Origin of the sequence: Kineococcus sp. NBC_00420, from assembly GCF_036021035.1 — a bacterium.
Lineage (GTDB): Bacteria > Actinomycetota > Actinomycetes > Actinomycetales > Kineococcaceae > Kineococcus.
The window spans coordinates 4024098-4047779 of record NZ_CP107930.1 but is presented as its reverse complement, the minus strand read 5'-3'; the positions used below and the strand labels follow the sequence as shown (position 1 = coordinate 4047779).

Annotated in this window: 18 protein-coding genes; 13 read left to right on the top strand and 5 right to left on the bottom strand. The window is 74.6% G+C overall.

Annotated features, from left to right (window positions below; all coding sequences use genetic code 11):
• Window positions 1-28: 28 nt before the first annotated feature.
• From OG218_RS19945 to mtrA, 3 genes are read right to left on the bottom strand one after another with little or no spacing between them, the layout of a single operon-like run.
• Window positions 29-1741 carry an LpqB family beta-propeller domain-containing protein gene (locus OG218_RS19945; protein ID WP_328294972.1) on the bottom strand — a complete coding sequence of 571 codons (1713 nt, stop codon included), beginning with the start codon at window positions 1739-1741 and terminating at the stop codon, window positions 29-31.
• On the bottom strand, window positions 1738-3348 hold the full coding sequence (mtrB, locus tag OG218_RS19940) for an MtrAB system histidine kinase MtrB (protein WP_328294971.1): 1611 nt from the start codon (window positions 3346-3348) through the stop codon (window positions 1738-1740). The genes OG218_RS19945 and mtrB overlap by 4 nt, the downstream gene beginning before the upstream one ends.
• Before the next feature lie 27 nt (window positions 3349-3375).
• Complete coding sequence (gene mtrA, locus OG218_RS19935) at window positions 3376-4053, bottom strand: MtrAB system response regulator MtrA (RefSeq protein ID WP_328294970.1); 678 nt, start codon at window positions 4051-4053, stop codon at window positions 3376-3378.
• A gap of 130 nt (window positions 4054-4183) precedes the next feature.
• Here mtrA and OG218_RS19930 point away from each other — a divergent pair, with 130 nt between their 5' ends.
• The 11 genes from OG218_RS19930 (at window position 4184) to OG218_RS19880 (ending at window position 18721) form a co-directional block, all read left to right on the top strand.
• Window positions 4184-5257, top strand: coding sequence for a glycerophosphoryl diester phosphodiesterase membrane domain-containing protein (locus OG218_RS19930; RefSeq protein WP_328294969.1), 1074 nt, complete (start codon window positions 4184-4186; stop codon window positions 5255-5257).
• Complete coding sequence (locus OG218_RS19925; RefSeq protein WP_328294968.1) at window positions 5254-5880, top strand: DUF4129 domain-containing protein; 627 nt, start codon at window positions 5254-5256, stop codon at window positions 5878-5880. Before OG218_RS19930 ends, OG218_RS19925 begins: the two co-directional genes overlap by 4 nt.
• Window positions 5877-7061, top strand: coding sequence for a DUF4350 domain-containing protein (locus OG218_RS19920; protein WP_328294967.1), 1185 nt, complete (start codon window positions 5877-5879; stop codon window positions 7059-7061). The genes OG218_RS19925 and OG218_RS19920 overlap by 4 nt, the downstream gene beginning before the upstream one ends.
• Before the next feature lie 32 nt (window positions 7062-7093).
• Window positions 7094-8071, top strand: a complete 978-nt coding sequence (locus OG218_RS19915; protein WP_380162204.1) for an AAA family ATPase — start codon at window positions 7094-7096, stop codon at window positions 8069-8071.
• 23 nt (window positions 8072-8094) lie between these two features.
• Window positions 8095-9411, top strand: coding sequence for a DUF58 domain-containing protein (locus OG218_RS19910; RefSeq protein WP_328294965.1), 1317 nt, complete (start codon window positions 8095-8097; stop codon window positions 9409-9411).
• Window positions 9412-9478: 67 nt separating this feature from the next.
• Window positions 9479-11203 (top strand): ABC transporter ATP-binding protein, encoded by a 1725-nt coding sequence (locus tag OG218_RS19905; protein ID WP_328294964.1) that lies wholly within the window; start codon window positions 9479-9481, stop codon window positions 11201-11203.
• Complete coding sequence (locus OG218_RS19900) at window positions 11200-13014, top strand: ABC transporter ATP-binding protein (RefSeq protein ID WP_328294963.1); 1815 nt, start codon at window positions 11200-11202, stop codon at window positions 13012-13014. The genes OG218_RS19905 and OG218_RS19900 overlap by 4 nt, the downstream gene beginning before the upstream one ends.
• Before the next feature lie 32 nt (window positions 13015-13046).
• A complete protein-coding gene (locus tag OG218_RS19895) occupies window positions 13047-14597 on the top strand; it encodes an ABC transporter ATP-binding protein (protein WP_328294962.1) in 1551 nt (516 codons plus the stop codon).
• A complete protein-coding gene (locus tag OG218_RS19890; protein ID WP_328294961.1) occupies window positions 14594-16381 on the top strand; it encodes an ABC transporter ATP-binding protein in 1788 nt (595 codons plus the stop codon). Before OG218_RS19895 ends, OG218_RS19890 begins: the two co-directional genes overlap by 4 nt.
• 38 nt (window positions 16382-16419) lie before the next feature.
• Window positions 16420-17370 (top strand): serine hydrolase domain-containing protein, encoded by a 951-nt coding sequence (locus OG218_RS19885; protein ID WP_328294960.1) that lies wholly within the window; start codon window positions 16420-16422, stop codon window positions 17368-17370.
• The gene (locus OG218_RS19880; protein WP_328294959.1) at window positions 17351-18721 is read left to right on the top strand and encodes an ATP-binding protein; all 1371 of its coding nucleotides are present in this window, start codon (window positions 17351-17353) and stop codon (window positions 18719-18721) included. Before OG218_RS19885 ends, OG218_RS19880 begins: the two co-directional genes overlap by 20 nt.
• A gap of 1 nt (window position 18722) precedes the next feature.
• On the opposite strand, the gene OG218_RS19875 is transcribed toward OG218_RS19880, so the two are convergent.
• Entirely contained in the window at window positions 18723-19721 is a 999-nt protein-coding gene (locus tag OG218_RS19875; protein WP_328294958.1) for a stage II sporulation protein M, read from the bottom strand.
• 23 nt (window positions 19722-19744) lie between these two features.
• Here OG218_RS19875 and OG218_RS19870 point away from each other — a divergent pair, with 23 nt between their 5' ends.
• Together OG218_RS19870 and gap are read left to right on the top strand one after the other, a co-directional pair.
• Window positions 19745-20698 (top strand): GlxA family transcriptional regulator, encoded by a 954-nt coding sequence (locus OG218_RS19870; RefSeq protein WP_328294957.1) that lies wholly within the window; start codon window positions 19745-19747, stop codon window positions 20696-20698.
• Between the two features lie 74 nt (window positions 20699-20772).
• Window positions 20773-21768: a type I glyceraldehyde-3-phosphate dehydrogenase gene (gene gap, locus OG218_RS19865; RefSeq protein ID WP_328294956.1), complete on the top strand. Its 996-nt coding sequence runs from the start codon at window positions 20773-20775 to the stop codon at window positions 21766-21768.
• Here gap and OG218_RS19860 read toward each other — a convergent pair whose 3' ends face one another.
• Window positions 21769-23670 (bottom strand): S9 family peptidase, encoded by a 1902-nt coding sequence (locus OG218_RS19860; RefSeq protein ID WP_328294955.1) that lies wholly within the window; start codon window positions 23668-23670, stop codon window positions 21769-21771. It abuts the gene before it with no gap.
• Window positions 23671-23682 lie beyond the last annotated feature (12 nt).

The window sequence follows — 23682 nt, the reverse complement described above, 5'->3', positions numbered from 1 at the left end:
CGGGGCCTGTGGACAGCCGGACAGCCGCTCAGCCGGGGTAGGAGGGGTCCCGTCCGTCGGCGAGGACGATCCAGCTCGCACCGCTGCGGGTGAGGAGGCGGCCGTCGACGGTGCCGACGACGAGGTCGCGCTCGCTCCAGCCACCGGCGATCGTCACCGCCCCCGGCACGGCGGGCAGCCGGGTGCTGGGACCGGAGACCCGGACGAGCACCGGCACCGGGTCGCCGCCGGGCGGACGGGTCAGCACCACCAGCTCGTCGTCGACGAGCCAGGCGGCGTCGGCGACGTCGGCGACGCCGGGGACGAGGTCGGGCGTCCCGACGCCGAGGCGCAGCGGTTTCCCGCCGGCGTCGCGGACGATGCCGTGGACGCGCACGTGCACGGCTCCGGCGTCGTCGCGGCCCACCACCAGCAGCCGCGCGCCGTCCCGGGAGACCCGCACGGACACCAGGGCCCCCAGCCCGTCGGCGGGCGGTTCCACCGGCGCGGCAGGGGTCTGCGGGGTCCCCGTGGGGACGACGAGGGGAGGCTGCCCGGCCGTCGTCGGTGCGGTCCAGAGCCAGCCGAAGCGGTCGATCGAGGGCGGCACGAGACTGCCCTGACCGGTCACCGCGGGTTCCAGCTGACCGCCGGTGCGCTGGGTGCGGGCGACCTTCCCGGCGTCGGTGAGCACCGCGAAGACGCTGCCGTCGGCCGCGACCGCGGGGTGCGAGGCGGCACCGGCGGCCTCCAGCCCCGGCCCGGTGCCGGCGACGGCGCGCAGTTGGCTGCGGTCCCAGCGCGAGATCCCCTGCGGCCCCAGCGCCACCAGCCGGCTGTCGCTCGGTGCGCCGGCCCGCGGCACGTCGGTGCCGGCGGTCTCCGACCCGCGGGTCAGTTCCGCGCCGTCCACGCTGACCTGCACGTCGCCGACGGCGGGCAGGCCGGTGAGGCTGGCCCGCAGCTGGGCGAGCAGGACACCGCGCTGGGTGGGGTCGGCGTCCAGGGCGGTGTCGGTGAGGTCGACGGTCGCCGTCCCGGCCGCCACCGGGACCGTCCCCACCCGCAGTTCCGTGCCCACCGGCGCCCCGGAGTCGACCCCCGGGGCCAGCCACGCCGACGGTCCCGCCAGCAGCGCGCGGACGATCCGGGTGGCCGTGGAGGAGTCGTAGCCGAACCAGCGGACGTCGCCGACGAGCTGGGTGGCGGGCCCCGACGTCGCGAAGTACACCGGGAAGGGCCGCAGGGTGCGGGAGGCGTCGAGGGCGGTGATGACGACGCCGTCGCCGGGGTCGGTGACGCGCCACTGCCCCTCCTCCCGCACCAGGTTCAGCGAGCGGGTGTACGTCGAGGCCGGGGGTTGCTCGGCGTAGTGCCCGTCAGCGTCGACGAGGGCGTCGACGGGCGCGGTGACGGCGACGACGGCCGTGTCCGCGTCCTGGCGCAGCAGCGCGAGGTCGGGGCTGGTCGTGACGATGGTGGTCCCCGCGTCGGGGCGCCACGTCTGCGCCGCGCCGGCGTCGAGGAACTGTCGGGCGACCGCGTGGTCCTGTTCCGAGGAGGACGCGGCGAGCAGGAACCCCCGGACGACGTCGACGGCGGCGGCGTCCCTGACGGGACCGTCGGGGATGACCTGCAGCAGACCGATCCGGGGGTCGTCCTCGATGCGCTGGCCGCTGACGACGTCGCTGGAACGCGGCACCCCACCGCACCCGGCGAGGACGCCCGCGAGCGCCAGCGCCAGCGCGGCGCGGCGTCTCACGGGAGGTCCGGGGACGGGCGGGACCGTCCGGCGGTGAGCGCCGCGACGGGTTCGCGCCAGCCCAGCGGGACGACGGGCAGCGGGGAGGAGCGCAACGCCCGGCCGGCGGTGCGCGGAACGGTCAGGACGAAGTGGCACCCCTGCCCCGGGCGACCCCACACCTCCAGCCAGCCGCCGTGGAGGCGGGTGTCCTCCAGCGCGATCGCCAGCCCGAGCCCGCTGCCGCCGGTGGTGCGGGCGCGGGCGGGGTCGGCGCGCCAGAAGCGGTCGAAGACCCGCGGCAGCTGGGCCGGTTCGAGGCCGACCCCGTGGTCGCGGACGCCGATGGCGACGGCGTGCTCGTCGCAGACGACCGTGATCTCGATGGGCCGGGACTCCCCGTGCTCGAGGGCGTTGCCCAGCAGGTTGCGCAGGACCCGTTCGATGCGCCGGGAGTCGACCTCGGCGGTGCACGGGGAGGCCGGTTCGGAGAGCAGCACCTGCGAGCCGCGACGTTCGGCGAGGGTGGAGGCGAACTCCACGACGCGGTGCACCAGCGCCCGCACGTCCTGCGGGTCGGGTTCCAGCGCAGCGGCTCCGGCGTCGAAGCGGCTGATCTCGAGCAGGTCGGCGAGGAGGGAGTCGAACCGTTCGAGCTGGGTCAGCATGAGCTCGGAGGAACGCGCCACGGCGGGGTCGAAACCCGCGCGGGCGTCGTGCAGGACCTCCCCGGCCATCCGGATCGTCGTCAGCGGGGTGCGCAGCTCGTGGCTGACGTCGGAGACGAAGCGGCGCTGCACCCGGGAGAGTTCTTCGAGCTGCTCGATGTGCTGCTGCATCCCGGCGGCCATCTCGTTGAACGCCCGGGCCAGGCGGGCCAGGTCGTCGGTGCCGCGGACCCGCATGCGTTCGTCGAGGTGGCCGCCGGTGAGCCGTTCGGCGGTGCCGGCGGCCTCGCGGACGGGTTCGACGACCATCCGGGCGACGACCCAGGCGACGGCTCCGACGAGCAGCACGAGGGCGATGCCGCCGCCGACGAACGTCGTGCGCACCAGCGAGACGGTCGACTCCTCGCTGGCCAGGGAGTAGACGAAGTAGATCTCGTACTGCCCCGCCCGCGGCAGGGTGACGGTGGAGCCGACGACGAGGGACGGCGCGGTGCCCGCGTCGGGCAGGTCGACGATCTGCATCTGCTGGACGTCGGAGCCGACGACGGCCTCGCGCAGCGCCATCGGGACGTCACCGGCCTCCAGCCCCTCGGAGGCGATGTCGCGGACGATGACCTGCCCGCTGCCGCTGGTGTCCGGGGAGCCGATGGCGCGCAGCAGGACCACCCCGCGGACCCGGTCGGGACCGGCGCCCTCCAGCGAGGACACGACGTCGCCGGCGAGCTGCTCGACCTCGGCGGAGTTCGTGGTCGTGGAGGCGTCGAACTGCTGCTGCGCGGTCTGGGCGCTGCGGGCGGCGTCGGCGAGGGCGACCTCCTGGCGTTCCGCCACCAGCCCGTCGGCGATCCCGTCGAGCAGGAACGAGCCGACCCCGACGACGACGGCGAGCCCGAGCAGGGTGGTGAGGACGACGACGCGCAGCTGCAGGGAGGCCCGCCAGCGGGCCAGCACCCGACCCATCAGAACCGACCCATCAGAACGGGCCCATCAGAGCGGACCGGCGCGGTACCCCACCCCGCGGACGGTCACCACGATCTCGGGGTGCTCGGGGTCGACCTCGATCTTGGACCGCAACCGCTGGACGTGGACGTTCACGAGCCGGGTGTCGGCGGCGTGGCGGTAGCCCCAGACCTGCTCCAGCAGCAGCTCGCGGGTGAACGCCTGCCAGGGCTTGCGGGCCAGGGTGACCAGCAGTTCGAACTCCAGCGGGGTCAGCGGCAGCGACCGACCGTCGCGACGCACGGAGTGCCCGGCGACGTCGATGGTCAGGTCGCCGATGCGCAGCGTCTCGGGCGGGCGGTCGCCGGCGGAACGCAACCGCGCCCGGACCCGGGCCACGAGTTCCTTGGGCTTGAACGGCTTGACGACGTAGTCGTCGGCGCCGGCCTCGAGCCCGAGCACGACGTCGACGGTGTCGCTCTTCGCCGTGAGCATGACGATGGGCACGCCCGACTCGGCGCGGATCTGGCGGCAGACCTCCATGCCGTCCGTCCCGGGCAGCATCAGGTCCAGCAGCACCACGTCCGGGCGCGTGGCCCGGAAGGCGCCCAGCGCCTCGTCCCCGTTCGCGCAGAAGCGGGTCTCCAACCCTTCGCCCTGCAGCACGATCCCCAGCATCTCGGCCAGCGCGGTGTCGTCGTCCACCACGAGGACACGTCCCCTCATGGGGTCATCTTGCCCGTACAGCACGTGATCGGGGCTGATCACCACGCCGTGACCGCGCCCGGCGCCCGTCCTCTGGCAGCATGGGCCACCGGCAACGGGTGGATCTTGGCGGTACGGGGGCGTACGGGCGATGGGGACGGACCAGTGGCAACGGCCGGACGAGGGCACTCCGGACCCGGCCGGGCCCACGGGCTGGGGACAGCCGCAGCCGGGCCCGACCGGTGCACCGCCGCCCGCCTGGGACCGCCCGAGCGCCCCCCGGCCGGGGATCGTGCCGCTGCGACCGCTGGGCCTGGGTGAGATCTGGGACGGCGCGTTCCGGGCCTTCCGGCAGAACCCGCGAGTGATGGTGGGGCTCTCCGCGATCGTCGTGGTCATCACCTCGGTCGTGACGCTGGTCGCCAGCTACGTCACCACCCGCGACCTCGTCGGGGCGATGAACCGGTTCGAGGCCGCCGACGGCTCCTTCGACGACCTCTTCTCCTCCGTCCAGCGCGGGGTGCCGCTGCTGCTCTTCAGCACCGTGCTGCAGTCGGTGGCGGTCCTCGTCCTCAACGGGATGCTCATCGTCAGCGTGAGCCGCGCGGTGCTCGGGCGCACGATCGGGTTCGGGGAGCTGTGGCGCACCTGCGCCCGCCGGATCCTGCCCCTCGTCGGGCTGTCGCTGGTCATCACCCTCGGCACGCTCGTGGTCGGCGCGCTCACCCTGGCGCCGGGGACGCTGGTCGTCTGGCAGGCCGACTCCACGACCGTCACCGGGATCGGCGTGGCCGCCCTGCTGCTCGGTCTGCTCGCCTGGCTGGTCGTCGGTGCGTTCCTGTGGGTGAAGTGGTCGATGGCCACCCCGGCGATGCTGCTGGAGGACCTCGGGATCCGGGCGGCCCTGGGCCGTTCGTACCGCCTCACCGCCCGCACGTTCTGGCGGACGTTCGGGATCCTGCTGCTCACCGCGGTCGTGGTCTACGCGGTGGTGGCGGCCGTGTCGGTGCCGTTCAGCGCCGTCGGGCAGGTCGTGGCGGTCGCCGTCGGCGACACCGGGACGTGGGGGCTCGCGCTGAGCCAGACCGTCTCCACCCTCGGCTCGGTGATCGGCAGCGTCGTCGCCTACCCCTTCCTCGCCTCGGTGACCGCCCTGGTCTACGTGGACCTGCGGATGCGCCGCGAGGGCCTCGACGTCGAACTGCACCGGGCCAGCGGCCGGTGACCCTCCTCGCCGGGGTCCCGCTGGACCCCGACCGCGCCCAGGGCCGGGAGTGGTTGGCGCGGGAGCTCGCCGGTCCGGAGTACCGCGAGGCGCAGGGGTCCTGGCTGGCGCGGGCGTGGGCCTGGTTGCAGGACTGGCTCTCGCAGGTGCGGGTGCCGGGTCTGGGCACGAACTGGACCGCCGTCGTCGTGGTCGTGCTGCTGCTGGCGGCCGTCGTCGCGGTGGTCTTCCTCGTCGGGGGTCCGCTGCGGCGCAGCGCCCGCCAGCGCGAACCCGACGCGGTCTTCGACGCCGGTCCCGAACCGTCGGCCACCCACTTCGCCCGCGCCGACGCCGCGGCCACCGCGGGCGACTGGGACCTCGCCGTCGCCGAACGCTTCCGCGGTCTGGTCCGCTCGCTGGAGGAACGGACGATCATCGACTCCCGCGCCGGGCGGACCGCCGGCGAGATCGCCGGGCAGGCCGGGGCCACGCTGCCCGACTGCGCCGGGGCCCTGACCCGGGCCGCGCGGACCTTCGACGACATCCGCTACGGCGGCCGCAGCGCCGGGGCCGCGACGAACGAGGACCTGCGGGCCGTGGTCGCCGCCGTCGCGGCCGCACGGCCGGTGGTCGCGGCGTGAGCGCGCTCGGGTTCGAGACCCGCAGCGCGCAACCCGAGGTGGGCGGGGCGTGGCGCCGCTGGCGCGGGATCGTCGCCCTCGGGGTGGTCGTCGTCGCGGTCGTGCTGCTGCTGAGCCTGCTCACGCCGCGCACCAGCGAGGAGGCCCTCGCCCCGGACTCCGTCTCCCCCAGCGGTGCCCGTGCGCTCGCGCGGGTCCTGCAGGACCAGGGCGTGACCCTCACGCAGGCCCGGTCCTTCGACGCCGCGACCCGGGCCCTCGACGAGAACCGGACCGGCGGGGTGACGCTGCTGGTCACCGACCCCGACCTGCTCTCCGCGCAGCGCCTGCAGGTGCTGCTCGCCTCGGGCGCGGACCTCGTGCTGCTGCGGCCCAGCGACGACACGCTGGAGGCGCTGACCCCCGACGTGCGCGGGACGGGCTCGGAGGCGGCACTGGACCGCGACCCGGGGTGCACCGTGGCCGCGGCCGTGGCGGCCGGACGGGCCCGCGCGGGCGGGCTGACCTACGCGACGGAGGGCGACGCGCGCTCCTGCTACGGCGGGTCCTACGTGCGCGTCGAGTCCGGGGTCGGCGGGTCGGAGGCCTCGCTGACCGTCCTGGGCCAGCCGGCGCTGCTCACCAACCGCTGGGCCGACCGCGAGGGCAACGGGACGCTGGCGCTGCGCACGCTCGGCGCCGACCCGTCCCTCGTCTGGTACCTGCCGGACCCGCTGGACACCGACTCCCCGACCGTGCCGCTGCTGAACCTGGTCCCGCGCTGGCTCGCCCCGGCGATCGCGCTGCTGCTCGTCGCGACCCTCGTGGGGCTGTTCTGGCGCGGACGACGGCTGGGTCGCCTGGTGGGCGAACCGTTGCCCGTCGTCGTCCGCGCGGCCGAGACCGTCGAAGGCCACGGCCGGCTCTACGCGAGCGCCGGGGCCTCGGGCCGGGCCGCGGACGTCCTGCGCGGCGCGACCACCCGCCGGCTGCGCGCCGCGGTGGGCCTGGACCCGCAGGCCCCCGTGCACGACGTGGCCGACCAGGTCGCGTGGCTGACCGGACGACCCGCGGCCGGCGTGCAGGAACTGCTGGCCGGGACCTCCCCGCGCGACGACCCCGCGCTGGTCCGGCTGGCCCTCGAACTGGACACCCTGGAGGACGACGTGCGCGGATCCACCCCGAGGAAGGCCGAGAAGTGAGCGAACCGGAAACCCCCGAGACGGCAACACCCGTGGCCCGTGCGAGCGAGGGCCCCGAGGTCGAGGACGCCCGGCAGGCGCTGCGGGCGGTCCGCCAGGAGGTCGCCAAGGCCGTCGTCGGCCAGGACGCCGCCGTCACCGGGCTGGTGATCGCCGTCCTCTGCCGCGGCCACGTGCTGCTCGAAGGCGTTCCGGGCGTGGCGAAGACGCTGCTGGTGCGGACGTTGTCGGCCGCTCTCGCCCTCGACACCAAGCGCGTGCAGTTCACCCCGGACCTGATGCCCGGCGACGTCACCGGGTCGCTGGTCTACGACGCGCAGAGCTCGCGGTTCTCCTTCCGCGAGGGCCCGGTGTTCACCAACATCCTGCTCGCCGACGAGATCAACCGGACCCCGCCGAAGACGCAGGCCTCCCTGCTGGAGGCGATGGAGGAGAAGCAGGTCTCCGTCGAGGGCGAGGCCCGTCCGCTGCCCGACCCGTTCATCGTCGCCGCCACCCAGAACCCGGTGGAGTACGAGGGCACCTACCCGCTGCCCGAGGCGCAGCTGGACCGGTTCCTGCTGAAGCTGACCCTGCCGCTGCCCCCGCGGGAGGACGAGATCGAGGTCCTGGTGCGCCACGCCACGGGGTTCGACCCGCGCGACCTGGCCGCCGCCGGGGTCCGGGCCGTCGCGACCCGGGAGCAGCTCGCGATCGCGGCCGCCGCCGTGCGCCGGGTGCAGTGCTCGCGCGAGGTCCTCGGCTACGTCGTCGACGTCTGCCGGGCCACCCGCAGCTCGCCGTCGCTGGCGCTGGGCGTCTCCCCCCGCGGGGCGACGGCGCTGCTGGCGACGGCACGGGCCTGGGCGTGGCTGTCGGGCCGTGACTACGTCTCCCCCGACGACGTGAAGGCGCTGGCCCGCCCGACGCTGCGCCACCGCGTGCAGCTGCGCCCCGAGGCCGAGCTGGACGGGGTGAGCGTCGACGCCGTCCTGGACTCGGTGCTCGGCTCCGTCCCCGTCCCCCGCTGATCGGGCCGTGACATGGGGTTGACATGGCGCTGACCGGACGGGCCGTGCTGCTCGTCCTCGCGGGGCTGGTCCTCGTCGTGGCCTGGCCGGGGTGGGCCGCGGTCTGGCTCTGGTGCGCCCTCAGCGTGGTCCTGGTCGTCCTCGACGTCGTCCTCGCGCCGTCGCCGCGCTCGCTGCAGGTGCAGCGGCCGCCGCTGAGCGCGGTGCGTCTCGGCGAACCGCGCGAGACGGAGCTGCTCGTGCACAACACCGGCGGCAAGCGGGTGCGGGGGCTCCTGCGCGACGCCTGGGTCCCCTCCGCCGGGGCCCGGTCCTCCCGGCACCGCCTGGACCTCCCCGCCGGGGAACGCCGCCGCGTCACGACGGTCCTCGTCCCCACCCGCCGCGGGGACCGCCTCAGCGACCGGGTCACCCTGCGCTGCGCCGGTCCGCTCGGCCTCGCCGCCCGGCAGCGCTCCACCCCCGTCCCCGGGCGGTTGCGGGTGCTGCCGCCGTTCACGTCCCGCAAGCACCTGCCGTCCCGCCTGGCCCGGCTGCGCGAGCTCGACGGCCGCAGCGCCGTCCAGCACCGCGGTCAGGGCACGGAGTTCGACTCGTTGCGGGAGTACGTCGACGGCGACGACGTCCGCTCCATCGACTGGCGCGCCAGCGCGCGCCGGCAGGCCGTCGTCGTGCGCACCTGGCGTCCCGAACGCGACCGCCGGGTGCTGCTCGTGCTCGACACCTCCCGCACCTCCGCGGCCCGCCTGGACGCGGGGGGCTCGCTGAGCGGCGAGGTCAGCGTCCGCCTGGACGCGCAGATCGAGGCGGCCCTGCTGACCGCGGCGCTCGCCGCCCGGGCCGGCGACCGCGTCGACCTCGTCGCGCACGACCGCCGCGTCCGCGCCCGGGTGCGGGGCGGCACCCGCGGGGACCTGCTGCCCTCGCTCGTGGAGGCGCTCGCCCCGCTCGAACCCTCCCTCGTGGAGGCCGACTGGGACGCCGTGGCGACGGAGGTCCGGACCACGGCCCGCCAACGCTCGCTCGTGGTGCTGCTGACCGCCCTGGACTCCTCGGTCCTGGACTCGGGGCTGCTCGGGGTGCTGGAGCAGCTCGCGACGCGGCACACTGTCGTCCTCGCCGCGGTCGACGACCCCGCGCTGGCGCAGCTGGCCCGCGGCCGCTCCGACGCCGAGGCCGTCTACACCGCCGCCGCGGCGGAGGCCGCCACGGCCGAACGCGACCGCACGGCCCGGTTGCTGACCCGGCTCGGCGTCGAGGTCGTGCACGCCGACCCGGACGGGCTGGCCCCCGCCCTGGCCGACCGCTACCTCGCGCTCAAGGCCGCGGGGCGCCTCTGACCACAGGTTCGACGGGGACACGAAAGTCTGATGTCACGGGGCGCGGCGGCTGCTAGACCTGAACCTCGTGTTGTTCCCCCTGCTCCGAGAGCACCTGCGCCCGCACCGCGGGCTGTTGATCGGGGTCCTGGTCCTGCAGGTCCTGCAGACCGTGGCCTCGCTGTACTTGCCCCGTCTCAACGCCGACATCATCGACCGGGGTGTGGCGACCGGGGACACCGGCTACATCGTCCACACCGGTCTGCTGATGCTCGGGGTGACGCTGATCCAGGTGGTGGCGACGATCGCGGCCGTGTGGTGCGGGGCGCGAGCGGCCATGGCCATGGGTCGCGACCTGCGCGGCGCCGTCTTCGAGCACGTGCTGTCCTTCTCCAAGGCCGAGGTCGGCCGCTTCGGTGCCCCCTCGCTCATCACCCGCGGCACCAACGACGTGCAGCAGGTGCAGATGCTCGTGCTGATGACCTGCACGATGATCGTCTCGGCACCGATCCTCTGCGTGGGCGGCATCGTCATGGCGCTGCGCGAGGACGTCGGGCTGAGCTGGCTGGTGGTCGTGGCGGTCCCGCTGCTGGTGGCGGTGATGGCGGTGATCATGGTGCGCCTCGGGCCGCTGTTCGGGGTGCTGCAGAAGCGGCTGGACACCGTGAACCGGGTGCTGCGCGAACAGCTGACGGGGTTGCGGGTCATCCGGGGCTTCGTCCGCGAGGACGCCGAACGGGCCCGCTTCGGGCGGGCCAACGAGGAACTCACCGACGTCGCGATGCGGACCGGGCGGATCTTCGCCGTCGTCTTCCCCTTCGTCACGCTGGTGGTGAACCTGGCCAGCGCCGCGGTCGTCTGGTTCGGCGCCGCGCGGGTGGAGTCGGGGGAACTGCAGGTCGGGGCCCTCATCGCGTTCCTGTCCTACCTCGTGCAGATCCTCACCGGCGTGATGATGACGACGTTCCTGGCCGTGATGGGTCCCCGCGCGGCGGTGTCGGCCGGGCGCATCGGCGAGGTCCTGCAGACCGCGCCCTCCGTGCACGACAGCGGGAAACCCGTCGAGGTCACCTCGGGCGGGCGGATGGAGTTCCGCGACGTCGGGTTCAGCTACCCGGGCGCGGACCGACCCGTCCTGGACGGCGTCACCTTCGACGTCCTGCCCGGTCGCACGACGGCCGTGATCGGGTCCACCGGGTCCGGCAAGACGACGGTCGTGAACCTCGCGACCCGGCTCGCGGACGTGTCCGCGGGCACGGTCCTGCTCGACGGGGTGGACCTGCGCGAGCTCTCCGACGTCGACCTGCGGCGACGCGTCGGCCTGGTGCCGCAACGGCCCTACCTCTTCGCGGGGACCGTCGCCTCGAACCTCCGCTTCGGTCGCCCCGACGCCACCGACGAGGAGTTGTGGGCCGCGTTGACGACGGCGCAGGCCGCGGACTTCGTGCGGGAGATGACCGGCGCCCTGCAGGCCCCGATCTCCCAGGGCGGGACGAACGTCTCCGGCGGGCAGCGCCAGCGGTTGTCCATCGCCCGGATGCTGGTGCAGTCCCCCGCCGTGCACGTCTTCGACGACGCGTTCTCGGCGCTGGACACCGCCACCGACGCCCGGTTGCGGACGGCGTTGGCGCGGACCCTGCCCGACGCGGCCATCCTCGTGGTGGCGCAACGGGTCTCGACGATCGTCGACGCCGACGAGATCGTCGTCCTGGAGGCGGGGAAGGTCGTCGGCCGGGGCCGGCACCGGGAACTGCTGGAGACCTGCCCCACGTACCTGGAGATCGTCAGCTCCCAGCTGGAGGTGGCTGCGTGAGCGGGCGCGGAGGACCCATGCGGATGGCGGGGCCACCGCAGAAGTCGGTGGACTTCCTGCCCTCGGCGAAGCGGTTGCTGCGCCGCATGGGCCCGGACCTGCCCCGCCTCGTCCTCGTCCTGGTCCTGGCCGTGGCGAGCGTCGGCCTGAACGTCACGGGCCCCAAGCTCCTGGGGCGGGCCACCGACTTCGTCGTCGCCACCGCGTTCCGCGGGCAGCCGCTGGACCGCGACGGGTTGCGCGACGTCGTCCTGCAGGCCGTGGCCGTCTACGTGGGGTCCGCGGTGCTGGCCTACGTCCAGGGCGTCCTGCTGAACCGCGTCGTGCAGCGCACGGTGTTCCGGCTGCGGGCCGACGTCGAGGCCACGATCCACCGGTTGCCGCTCTCCCACGTCGACTCCACCCCCCGCGGGGAGCTGCTGAGCCGGGTCACCAACGACATCGACAACATCTCCCAGAGCCTGCAGCAGACGGTGTCGCAGGCGCTGGTCTCGGTCCTCACCGTCATCGGCGTCGTCGCGATGATGTTCACGATCTCCTGGGAGCTCGCGCTGCTCGCCCTGGTCGCGATCCCGCTGACGCTGGGGATCGTGGTGGTCATCGCGAAGCGGTCGCAGCCGCTGTTCGTGAACCAGTGGCGCGAGACGGGCCAGCTGAACGCGCAGATCGAGGAGGCCTTCACCGGCCACGACGTCGTCACCGCGTTCGGGCGCCGCGAGGAGGTCCGAGACCGCTTCGCCGCGAAGAACGCCGAGCTGTACACGGCGAGCTCGGGCGCGCAGTTCCTCTCCGGGACGATCATGCCCTCGACGATGCTCGTCGGGAACCTCGTCTACGTCGCCGTCGCCGTCGTCGGCGCCACGATGGTGACCGGGGGGACCCTCACCATCGGCGGCGTGCAGGCGTTCGTGCAGTACTCCCGCCAGTTCACCCAGCCGCTGGCCCAGCTGGGCTCGATGGCGAACCTGCTGCAGTCCGGGGTCGCCTCCGCCGAACGCGTCTTCGAACTGCTCGACGCCCCGACGATGTCGCCGGACCCGGTGGACGGGCCGAAACCCTCCGGCCCGGGCCGCATCGAGTTCCAGCACGTGTCGTTCCGCTACTCCCCCGAGAAGCCCCTCATCGAGGACCTCTCCTTCGTCGCCGAACCCGGGCACACCGTCGCGATCGTCGGCCCGACGGGCGCGGGCAAGACGACGTTGGTGAACCTGCTGCTGCGCTACTACGAGCTGGACGCGGGCAGGATCCTGCTCGACGGGGTGGACGTCGCGACGATGTCTCGGGCCGACCTGCGCTCGCGGGCCGCGATCGTGCTGCAGGACACCTGGTTGTTCCAGGGGACGATCGCCGAGAACATCGCCTACGCGCGTCCCTCGGCGAGCGAGGAGGACGTCCTCGAGGCCGCCCGCGCCGCCTCCGTGGACACCGTCGTGCAGACCCTGCCCGACGGTTTCCAGACGCTGGTGGACGACGACGCGGGACGCATCAGCGCCGGCGAGAAGCAGCTCATCACGATCGCCCGGGCCTACCTGGCGAAACCCCACGTGCTGGTCCTGGACGAGGCGACCTCCTCGGTGGACACCCGGACGGAGCGGGTGGTCCAGCACGCGATGGCGGTGCTGCGGGCCGACCGCACGAGCCTGGTCATCGCCCACCGGCTCTCCACGATCCGTGACGCCGACCTCATCCTCGTCATGGAGTCGGGTCGGGTCGTGGAGCAGGGTCGCCACGTCGACCTGGTGGGCGCGGGCGGGCCGTACGCGCGGCTGCACGACGCGCAGTTCTCCGGCGCGGCGGCCGAGGTGGAGTGACCCCGGGTGCGGGTGGATTAGCGTCACCCCTCGTGTCCTCCCGCCCCGTCGTCGACGTCCTCCGACGGCACCCCCGCGCCGCCGCGATCGGCTGCGGGTCCTCGATGCTGCACCAGACCTGCGAGGCCCTCGTCCCGGTCGCCATCGGCGCCGTCGTCGACGGCGCCGTGCGCACCGGGGACACCCGCTCGATCGTCGTGTCCATCGCGGCGGTGCTGGTGCTGTTCGCGGTCCTCACCAGCGCGGGGACCTTCGCGTTCTGGACGATCGACCGGGCGGAGTTCGCCGAGGCGCACTTCCTGCGCACCGCGGTGGCCCGCGCGGTGCTGCGCGAGCCCGCCGTCCTGCGGGAACGCCAGGTCGGGGAGGCCCTCTCGATCGCGACGTCGGACACCCGGCACGCGGCGGAGTCCCTCGCCCTGGTCAGCTGGGGCACGGCGGGCTGCTTCGGGATGCTCGTCTCGGCCGTGGTCCTGCTGCGCATCGACCTCGCCCTGGGCCTGGGGCTCCTGGTCTGCGTCCCCGTCCTGGTCCTCGGCCTGCAGGCCCTCGCCCCGCGGCTGGAGAAGCAGATGCACACCCGCCAGCGCAGCGCCGGTCTGGCCGCCGCCGTCGCCGCGGACCTGCTGAACGGGCTGCGGCCGCTACGCGGTTTCGGCGGGGTCCCCGAGGCCGTCCGCCGCTACCACCTCGCCAGCCGCACCTCGCGGGACGCGGCGGTCCAGGCCGCGACGGGGACCTCGGTCGTCGTCGGCGTCAGCACCCTGGCCACCGGGGCCGTCCTGGTCGCGACCGCCGCCGTCGCCGGGACGTTCGTCCAGCAGGGTCGCCTCGACGTGGGCGAGTTCGTCACCGTCGTGGGCATGGCCAGCTTCCTGGCCGACCCCGTCCGCAACGTCAGCTCGTGCGTCCAGCAGCTCGCGGTGTCCCGGGCGAGCGCGCGTCGGGTCGCCTCGATCCTCGAGGTGCCCGCGAGCGCCCCCGCACTCCCGACCGCGACGGCAACGGCGACGGCGACGGTGCGGGGCGTGCGGACCGTGCCCGGGGAGGTCCTCGGGGTGGTGACCACGGACACCGCGACCGCCGACGCCGTGACGGCCGCGCTCGCCGCGGGGGCGGGCACCCTGGTGGAGCCCGCCCAGACGCACCTGCTGGGCGACACCCTCGCCGACGCCCTCGACTCCGGACCCGCCCCGGCCGGCCGCGGGGTCGCCCTGGCGCTCGCGCTGGACGCCGCGGCGGCCCCCGACGACCTCGACACCCCGCTCACCGACGGTGGGGGCAACTACTCCGGGGGTCAGCGCCAGCGCATCGGCCTGGCCCGGGCACTGGCCGCCGACCGCGAGGTCCTCGTCCTGCGCGACCCCACGACGGCCCTCGACGCCGTCACCGAGGACCGTGTCGCGGCCGGGATCCGCCGGTTGCGGGCCGGCACCGGGACGACGGTCTTCGTCACGACGTCCCCGCTGCTGCTGGCCCGCTGCGACCGGGTGGTGCTGCTGACCGGCGACGGCCGGCACCGCACCGGCAGCCACGCCGAGCTGCTCACCGACCCCGACTACGCGAGCGCGGTGACGCGGTGAGCACCTCGCACGCCCTGCCCGTCGCCACCGGTCGGCGCAGCGCCACCGTGCTGGCCCGCGCGGCCACCCGCAACCCCGGCGAGCTCGCGGCGGCCCTGGTCACCACGACGCTGGCCAGTGCCGGGACGGTCGCGCTGCCGCTGCTGCTGGGTCGCGCCGTCGACGTCGTGCGGACGGGCACGTCGCTCACGCCCGTCCTGGTGTGGCTGTCCGTGACCGCGGTCGCCACCGCGGTCGTGACCGCCCTGGCCCGTCGCGACGCCGAGCGCCTCGGCGCGAGCATCGCCGCCGACCTGCGCGAGCAGGTCGTGGAGCGCTCGCTGCGGATGTCGCCGCGCGTCCTGGAACGCGCCGGTTCCGGCGACGTCGCCTCCCGGGTCACCGAGGACGTCGAGCTGTTCACCTCCTCCGTCCAGCTCGGGGCGACGGTGCTGGCCTCGGCGTTGACGGTCCTGCTCTCCGCCGTCGGTTTCGTCTCCCTCGACTGGCGCCTCGCCCTCGCGTTCTGCGTGGTCTTCCCGGTCTACGCGCTGAGCCTGCGCGACTACCTCCCGAAGGCCGGACCGCTCTACGCGCGGGAACGGGCCGTGGCCGCGCAGCGCTCCACGGTCGTCCTGCAGTCCTTCCACGGCGCCTCGACGGTGCACGCCTACGAGATGGCGCAGCTGCAGGGCGCCCGCGTGGAGGTCGCCTCCGAACGCACGATCGGCGCGTCGCTGGCCGCGCTCGCCACCTTCGCCCGGTTGTCGGTCTCGATGAACGGCGCGGAGGCGGTCGGGCTCTGCAGCCTGCTGCTCACGGGGTTCCTCCTCGTCCGCGGCGGGGACGTCAGCGTCGGTGACGTGACGGGCGCGGCCCTGCTCTTCCACCGGCTCTTCGGGCCGCTGGGGTCGTTGCTGCTGAGCTTCGACGAGGTGCAGCGCGCGGCCGCCGCGCTGGGGCGTCTCGTGGGGGTCACCGACCTGCCCGTCGCACCCGACGCCGATCCCGCGGCCCTGGCCCGGGCCCCCCGCGAAGCGGTCTCCCTGCGCATCCGCGGTGTCCGGCACAGCTACTCCGACTCCGGGGCCGACGAGGACCTCGTCCTGCGCGGCATCGACCTCGACGTCCCCGCGGGGACCTCGCTGGCCGTCGTCGGCGAGAGCGGGGCCGGCAAGACGACGCTCGCCGCGGTCGTCGGCGGGGTGTTCCCCGCGAGCGGCGGGACCATCACCCTGGTGGGCCGGTCCGGCGCCGCCGACCTCGACGAACTGGACGCCGTCGCGGTCCGGGAGCGGATCGGGGTCATCGCCCAGGAGTCCCACGTCTTCACCGGTACGCTGCGCGAGGACCTCACGCTGGCCCGTCCCGACGCCACGGACGCCGACCTGCACCGGGCGCTGGCCGTGGTCGGCGCGCAGGACTGGGTCGAGGCGCTGCCCGACGGGCTGGGCACGCGGGTCGGGCCGGGCGAGCTCCCCCTGTCCCCCGCCCGGCAGCAGCAGCTGGCCCTGGCCCGGATCGTGCTGCGCGACCCGCCCGTCGTGGTGCTGGACGAGGCCACCGCCGAGGCGGGCAGTGCGGGTGCGCGGGACCTGGAGCAGTCCGCGGTGGCGGTCGTGGCGGGACGGACGGCGCTGGTCGTCGCGCACCGGCTGTCCCAGGCGGCGGTGTGCGACGCCATCGCCGTCGTGGAACGCGGGCAGGTGACCGAGCTGGGCAGCCACGCCGAGCTGCTCAAACTCGGTGGCCGCTACGCGCGGTTGTGGGACACCTGGTCCCGCCCCACCACCCCCGGCCCGTGATCCCGGGGGATCACGGGCCGGGGTGGGAGGATCGCGACGTGGAGCTCAGCGCCGCCCTCGCCGCCGGTCTCCGCGACCGGTTGTTCTCCGGTGCGAGCGCGGTGTCCTCGACCCCCGGCGCTCCCGTGCAGCGGGCGGTGGCGGGAACCCTGGCGCACGACGACCCGACCCCGGTCACCGCGGCCACCCGCTTCGACCTGGCCTCGCTGACCAAGGTCTTCACCGCCACCGTCGTGCACTCCCTGGCCGAGGTCGGTGCCCTGGACCTCGACCGCCCCACCGAGCGGGGTTTCACGATCGGGCAACTGCTGGCCCACACCTCCGGTCTGCCCGCGGTGTCCGACGTCTGGCGCCGCACCGACCTGCGACCGGCGCAGCGGTTGCAGCGGGCCCTCGACGCGCCGCTGGAGTCGGCGCCGGGGGCGGAGTTCCGCTACTCCTGCGTCGGCTACGTCACCGCCGGGCACCTGGCCGAGGAGGCGACCGGGCAGGGACTGGACTCCCTGCTCGAGGAGTTCGTCACGCACCCCCTGGGACTGGGCGGGCCGCTCTTCTGGCCGGTGGCGGAGCCCGTCCCGGCCACCGAGACGGGTACCCCGCGGGGTGTGGTGCACGACGAGTTCGCGGCCTCGTTGCGGCGCCCGGCCGGCAACGCCGGGCTGTTCGGCACCGCCGAGGAGGTGCACGCCCTGGGTCGGGGCCTGCTCGAGCGGACCCTGCTCTCGGAGGGGTCGTGGCGGCGGATGAGCTCCGGGGAGGGTCTGCGGGTGGGTGACCCGAGCTGGATGCCGACCCCGGACCACCTGGGCCACACGGGGTTCACCGGGACGTCGCTGCTCCTGGACCCGGTGCGGGGAACGTGTCGGGTGCTGCTCACGAACCGCGTCCACCCGGACCGTTCGCGGGTGGACCTGACCGGTTTCCGGAAGTCGGTGGCGCAGTGTCCGAGCCCCCCGACACGATCAGGGCATGGACGCAGAGACCCGTGACCTGGCCCGGTCGATCCGGACGTTCCTGGACGACGTCGTGCACTCCCAGCAGGTCGACGCGGACGAGTCCCGGCCCGCCGTCGGGGACGTGGTGGGCGCCTTCCTGGGCGTCCCTGCCCAGCAGGTGCCGGTGGTGCGCGAGGAGGTCCCCGAGCACCAGTACGTCGACCTCGACATCGCCCTGACGCTGCTGGCGGAACGCGGCGGCGAGGAGGAGGTCGTCGGCATCGGCGGTGGCGACCAGCGCAACCACCAGGGGTTCTCCGACTTCCTGTCCGGGGTCTTCGGCCGGTTCGGCACCGGCGCCGTGGACCGGGTGAACCTGCCCACCGGCCCGGACACCACCCGGCGCGTCGTCGCGTTCGGGGTGCGGATGCTGCACTTCGACGGGCAGCCCGTCGCGGTGCTGCAGCGCTCGGCGCAACGGCACAGCGGGCACCCGGCGGGGTTCGAGGTCGCCTGCCCGGAGGAGGGCCTCGTCCCGGAGTTCATCGCCGAGGTCCGCCGGCTGATGATCGAGCACAGCGTCCTGCGGGGTCAGGTGCTGTCGTTCTCCGGGTCGCCCTACGAGCACAACAACTCCGGGATCACCTTCGTCCACCGTCCCACCGTGGGGGCCGGTGACGTCGTGCTCCCCGACGGTGCGCTGGAACGCATCGCGCGCCACGTCGTCGGGGTGGGCGCCCACGCCGAGCAGCTGGCACGGGCGGGCCAGCACCTCAAGCGCGGGATCCTGCTCTACGGCCCGCCCGGGACCGGCAAGACGCTCACCGTGCGCCACCTCGTGGCCCGTGCGCAGGGGACGACGGTCGTCCTGCTCGCCGGTCAGACCCTGGGTTTCGTGACGCTGGCCGCGCACCTGGCCCGCGCGATGCAGCCCGCGATCGTCGTGCTCGAGGACTGCGACCTCGTAGCCGAGGACCGCGGCCACTCCCCCGGCGAGCGGCCGCTGCTCTTCGAGCTGCTGGACGCGATGGACGGCCTCGACGGCGACGCCGACGTCGCGTTCCTGCTCACGACGAACCGGGCGGACCTGCTGGAACGGGCGCTGGCGCAACGCCCGGGCCGGGTCGACCTGGCCGTGGAGGTCCCGCTGCCGGATGAGGCCGCCCGCCTGGAGCTGTTCCGCCTCTACGCCCGCGGGCTCGGGGTGTCGGAGGAGGTCCTGCGCGACGCCGCCGCCCGGAGCGCCGGGGTCACGGCGAGCTTCGCGAAGGAACTGCTGCGCCGCGCGGTCCTGTTCGGGGCCGAGGCCGGTCACGACGTCCGCGACGAGGACGTGCGGGCGGCGCTGGACGAACTGCTCTCCGACGCGGAGTCGCTCACCCGCAGCCTGCTGGGCAGCGGCTGAGCTACGCGCTGACGGGCGCGGTGTCGCCGGCGAAGCGTTCCTCGAGGTCGCCGGTCTCCCCCGCCCGGGCCGCGGGTCGGCCCAGGACGAGGACGTAGGTGAGGAACGCGACCTCGGCCAGCGCCCCGACGCCGATCCGCGCCCACGTCGGCAGGCCCGAGGGGGTGACGAAACCCTCGATGAGTCCCGACACGAACAGGACGAACACCAGGCCGAGGGCGATGCCCATCATCGCCCGGCCCTCGGTGGCCAACGACTGCGAGCGGGTGCGGGCGCCGGGAGAGACCCACGCCCAGAACAACTTCATCCCCGCGCCGGCGGCCACGAACACCGCGGTCAGCTCGAGCAGACCGTGCGGCAGGATCAACCCGAAGAACAGCTCACCGCGGCCGTTCTCGATGAGCAGGCCGCCCTGCAGCCCCACGTTCACGGCGTTCTGGGTCAACGCGACCACGACGAAGACCCCGGTGATGCCCAGCGCGATGCAGGTCGCGGCGACGACGGCGTTGTTCGTCCAGACCCTCCCGGCGAAGGACGCGTGCCCGTACTCGGAGTAGTAGCCCGAGAAGTCGGAGTTCACCAGCTGGCGGACGTTCTCGTCGGAGCCGAACAGGCTCGCCTGGGCGGCGGGGTTCCCGGCCATCCAGACCCCCGAGACGACGGCGAGCAGGATCGTGAACGCGGCCGCCCCGGACGTCCACCAGCGCACCCGCCACAACGCCGCGGGCAGTCCCCGCGTCGTGAAGTGCACGACCTGGCGCCAGGCCGTGTAGCGCGATCCCGTGAGCCGCGCCCGCGCCCGGACCAGCACGGTGGAAAGCTCGTCGAGGAGCACCGGCTCCGACTGCGCGGAGCGCAACGAGGAGAGGTGGGTCGCCGTCCGCTGGTAGAGCACGACGAGTTCGTCGGCCTCCTGGCCGTTGAGATGGCGCTGCCCGACGAGGCGGCGCAACCGCGTCCACTCGTGCTCGTGCACCGCTCGGAAGGCGTCGACGTCCACCCCCCCCAAGCTACCGTCGACCCGTGGCGGGGACGGGCGGAGCGCACCGGGTGGCCGTCCTGGTGCTGGACGGCGCGAAACCCCTCGACGTCGGGATCCCCGCCCAGGTCTTCTCGCGGCGGCCGAGCATGCCCTACGAGGTCCGGGTCTGCGGCGCGCGGCCGGGCGCCGTCCGCGGTGGGGACGGGCTGGCCTACCAGGTCGCGGAGGGTCTGGAGGCGCTGCAGGAGGCCGACACCGTGTTCGTCCCCGGCTACCGCGACCCCGCGACGACCCGTCCCGCCCCCGAGGTGGTCGAGGCGTTGCGGGCCGCGCACGCCCGCGGTGCCCGCCTCGCCGCGATCTCCACCGGCGCCTTCGCCCTGGCCGCCACCGGGTTGCTGGACGGCCTGCGCGCGACGACGCACTGGCACTACGCGCGGGCCCTCGCGCAGCGCCACCCCGCGGTCCGGGTCGACGAGAACGTCCTCTTCGTCGACGAGGGCAGCGTCCTCACCTCCGCCGGCGCGGCGTCCGGGCTCGACCTGTGCCTGCACCTGGTCCGGCGCGACCACGGCGTCGGGTTGTCGAACCACACCGCCCGTCGCCTCGTCACCGCGCCCTACCGCAGCGGCGGCCAGGCCCAGTACGTCCCGCGCAGCGTCCCGGAACCGGTCGACGACCTCTACGCCGGCACCCGGGAGTGGGTGCTGCGCCACCTCGGGCAACCGCTGACGCTGGAGGCGCTCGCCCGTCACGCGCGGGTGTCGGCCCGGACGTTCTCGCGCCGGTTCCTGGAGGGCACCGGGTACACCCCGATGCAGTGGGTGCTGCGGACGCGGATCGACGCGGCGCGGGAACTCCTGGAACGCAGCGACCTCGGCGTCGAGCAGATCGCCGACCGTGTCGGGCTGGGCAGCGGCGCGAACCTGCGGCTGCACTTCCGGCGGGTCCTCGGGACCTCCCCGACGGCCTACCGGCACACCTTCGCCCCCTGACCCTGGCGGGATCCTTGCGGCCGGTGTCGCTGCGGCCACTGGTCGCGCGCCGGCGGAACACCGAACCTCGAGGCATGACCCGCATCGCCATCAACGGTTTCGGCCGCATCGGCCGCAACACCCTGCGCGCCCTCCTCACCCGCGGGAGCGACCTGGAACTCGTCGCCGTCAACGACCTGAGCGCCCCCGGGACGCTGGCGCACCTGCTGCGCTACGACTCCTCCCTCGGCCGGTTCGACCGCACCGTCGAGGTCGAGGGTTCCGACCTCGTCGTCGACGGGCGGCGCGTGCGCGTGCTCGCCGAACGCGAGCCGGCGGACCTGCCCTGGGCGGAACTCGGGGTCGACCTCGTCCTGGAGTCGACGGGACGCTTCACCGCGGCCGGCGCCGCGCGGGCCCACCTGCGGGCCGGGGCCCGCAAGGTCCTGGTCAGCGCCCCCGCCGACGGTGCGGACGTGACCCTGGCCTACGGCGTGAACACCGGCGCCTACGACGCGCAGGCCCACACGATCGTCTCCAACGCCTCGTGCACGACGAACGCGCTGGCCCCGCTGGCCTCGGTCCTCGACGACCTCGCCGGGATCGAGCACGGGTTCATGACGACCGTCCACGCCTACACCCAGGAGCAGAACCTGCAGGACGGCCCGCACCGCGACCTGCGGCGCGCCCGCGCGGCCGGGGTGAACATCGTCCCGACGACGACGGGCGCCGCGAAGGCCATCGGGCTGGTCCTGCCGAACCTGGCGGGGAAGCTGTCCGGCGACTCGATCCGGGTCCCCGTGCCGGTCGGCTCGATCGTCGAGCTCAACACCACGGTGGCCCGCGACGTCACCCGCGAGCAGGTCCTCGCCGCCTACCGCGCCGCCGCCGACGGGCCCCTGAACGGGATCCTCGAGTTCTCCGAGGAACCCCTGGTGTCCAGCGACATCACCGGCCGACCCGCCTCCGCGGTGTTCGACTCCGCCCTGACCCGGGTCGACGGCCGCCACGTCAAGGTCGTCGCCTGGTACGACAACGAGTGGGGCTTCTCGAACCGGGTCGTCGACACCCTGGAACTCCTGGCGCGCTGATCAGCGCAGCTGCAGCCGCGGGACGCCGGGCGGGACGAAACCCCAGACCTGCCCGTAGAACGACAGTTCCGCCTCGAGCGAGGCGACGACGTTCTCGGCCCGGCGGAACCCGTGCTGCTCACCGGGGAACACCAGCAGCGCGTGCGGCAACCCCTTGCGGGCCAACGCGTCGGCGAACGCCTCGGCCTGGGCCCGCGGGACCACCGGGTCGTCGGCTCCCTGCAGCAGCAGGACCGGGCAGGACAGGTCGTCGACGTGGGACAGCGGCGCCCGCTCGACGTACACCGCCTCGGCCTGGGGCAGCGGACCGACCAGGGAGTCGAGGTAGCGGGACTCGAAGTCGTGGGTCTCGGCGGCCAGCGCCCGCAGGTCCGCCACCCCGTAGTAGGAGGTCCCGGCGGAGAACGCGTCGGTCCCGGTCAATGCCGCGAGGACGGTGAATCCGCCGGCGCTGCCACCCCGGATGCCCACCTGCCCGGCCGGGGCGAGACCGTCGGCGACGAGCCGGCGGGCCACGGCGGCGCAGTCCTCGACGTCGACGATCCCCCAGTTGCCGTCGAGGGCCTCGCGGTACGCGCGGCCGTACCCGGTGGACCCGCCGTACTGGACGTCGACGACCCCGATGCCGCGGGAGGTGAAGAACGCGACCTCCGGCGAGTACGCGGCCTGCGACTGCGCCGTGGGTCCGCCGTGCACGAACAGGACGTGCGGGGCGGGCCCGCCGTCCACGTGGTCGGGGTGCGTCGGCGGGTAGTGGTGGGCGTGGACGGTCCGCCCGGAACTGGACACCTCGAGCGGGCGCGGGACGGGGAGGTAGGCGGGGTCGGGTGCCGCGGCGGCCGACCGCACGACGTCCACGGCCGAGGTCGCCGGGTCCAGCAGGACGACCGCGGCGGGGGTGGTCGGCGAGGCCGCGATCGCGGCGATCCGGCCGTCCACGGCGGCGAGCACCGGGGTCCAGGCCGTGAACGGCAGGTCGAGGCGGTGCAGTTCCCCGGAACCCCGGTGGACCACGTCGAGGCGGTACCCGACGTCGGCCGCGTGGATCAGCGCGATCCGCTCGGCGTCCAGCGCCGCCCAGGACGTCGTCGCGAACACCCACGGCGGGAAACCCTGTTCGGCGGCCTCGGGCAGCACCGGACGCAGCCCGCCGTCGACCACTTCGTGCAGGTTCCACCAGCCGTCGCGGTCGCTGACCACGAGGACGGTGCCGTCGGGGGCGAAACCCGGGTGGACCAGGGACTGCCGCTGGTCCTGCCCGGCCAGCACCCGCACGTCGCGCAGTCCCCCGTCGACGACGGAGGCCTCCCACAACAGGGTCGCCTGCCACGGCATGTCGGGGTGTTCCCAGCTGATCCAGACCAGTCGCGTCCCGTCCGGGGAGAGCCGCGGCGCGGCCAGGAACCGCGGCCCGCTGAAGAGTTCCCGCGGGCCGGAACCGTCGAGCGGGACGTGCACGAGGGCGCGCCGGGGGACCTCACCGGAGACGTCCTCGGCGACGAGCACCACCCCGTCCCCCACCTGCACGGGATCGGCGTAGCGGACCCCGTCGGCCGGGGTCAGCGGGCGCGGCGCGCGGTGCGGGGCGCTGACGTGGAACCAGCGCTGGTCGCCCGCCGAGGCCGCGACGACCCCGACCTCGCCCTGCGCGGACCGGACCAGCCCCCAGGAGCCGCCGCCGTACTCGTGGACCCGGGTCCGCGCGTCCAGGGACGGGGTCGCCTCGACGACCCCGCCGTCGGGGTCGCGGCGCATCACGGCCACCCGGCCCCCCTCGGCGGGACGGCCCTCGGACCACCACGTACGCCCCTCCCCGTCGAGGGCGACGGCGGTCAACCGCAGTGCCGCCGCGGCGACGGCGTCGGCGGTGAGAGGTGAGGTCCAGGAGCCGTGCGAGTCCACTCCAGCATCGTG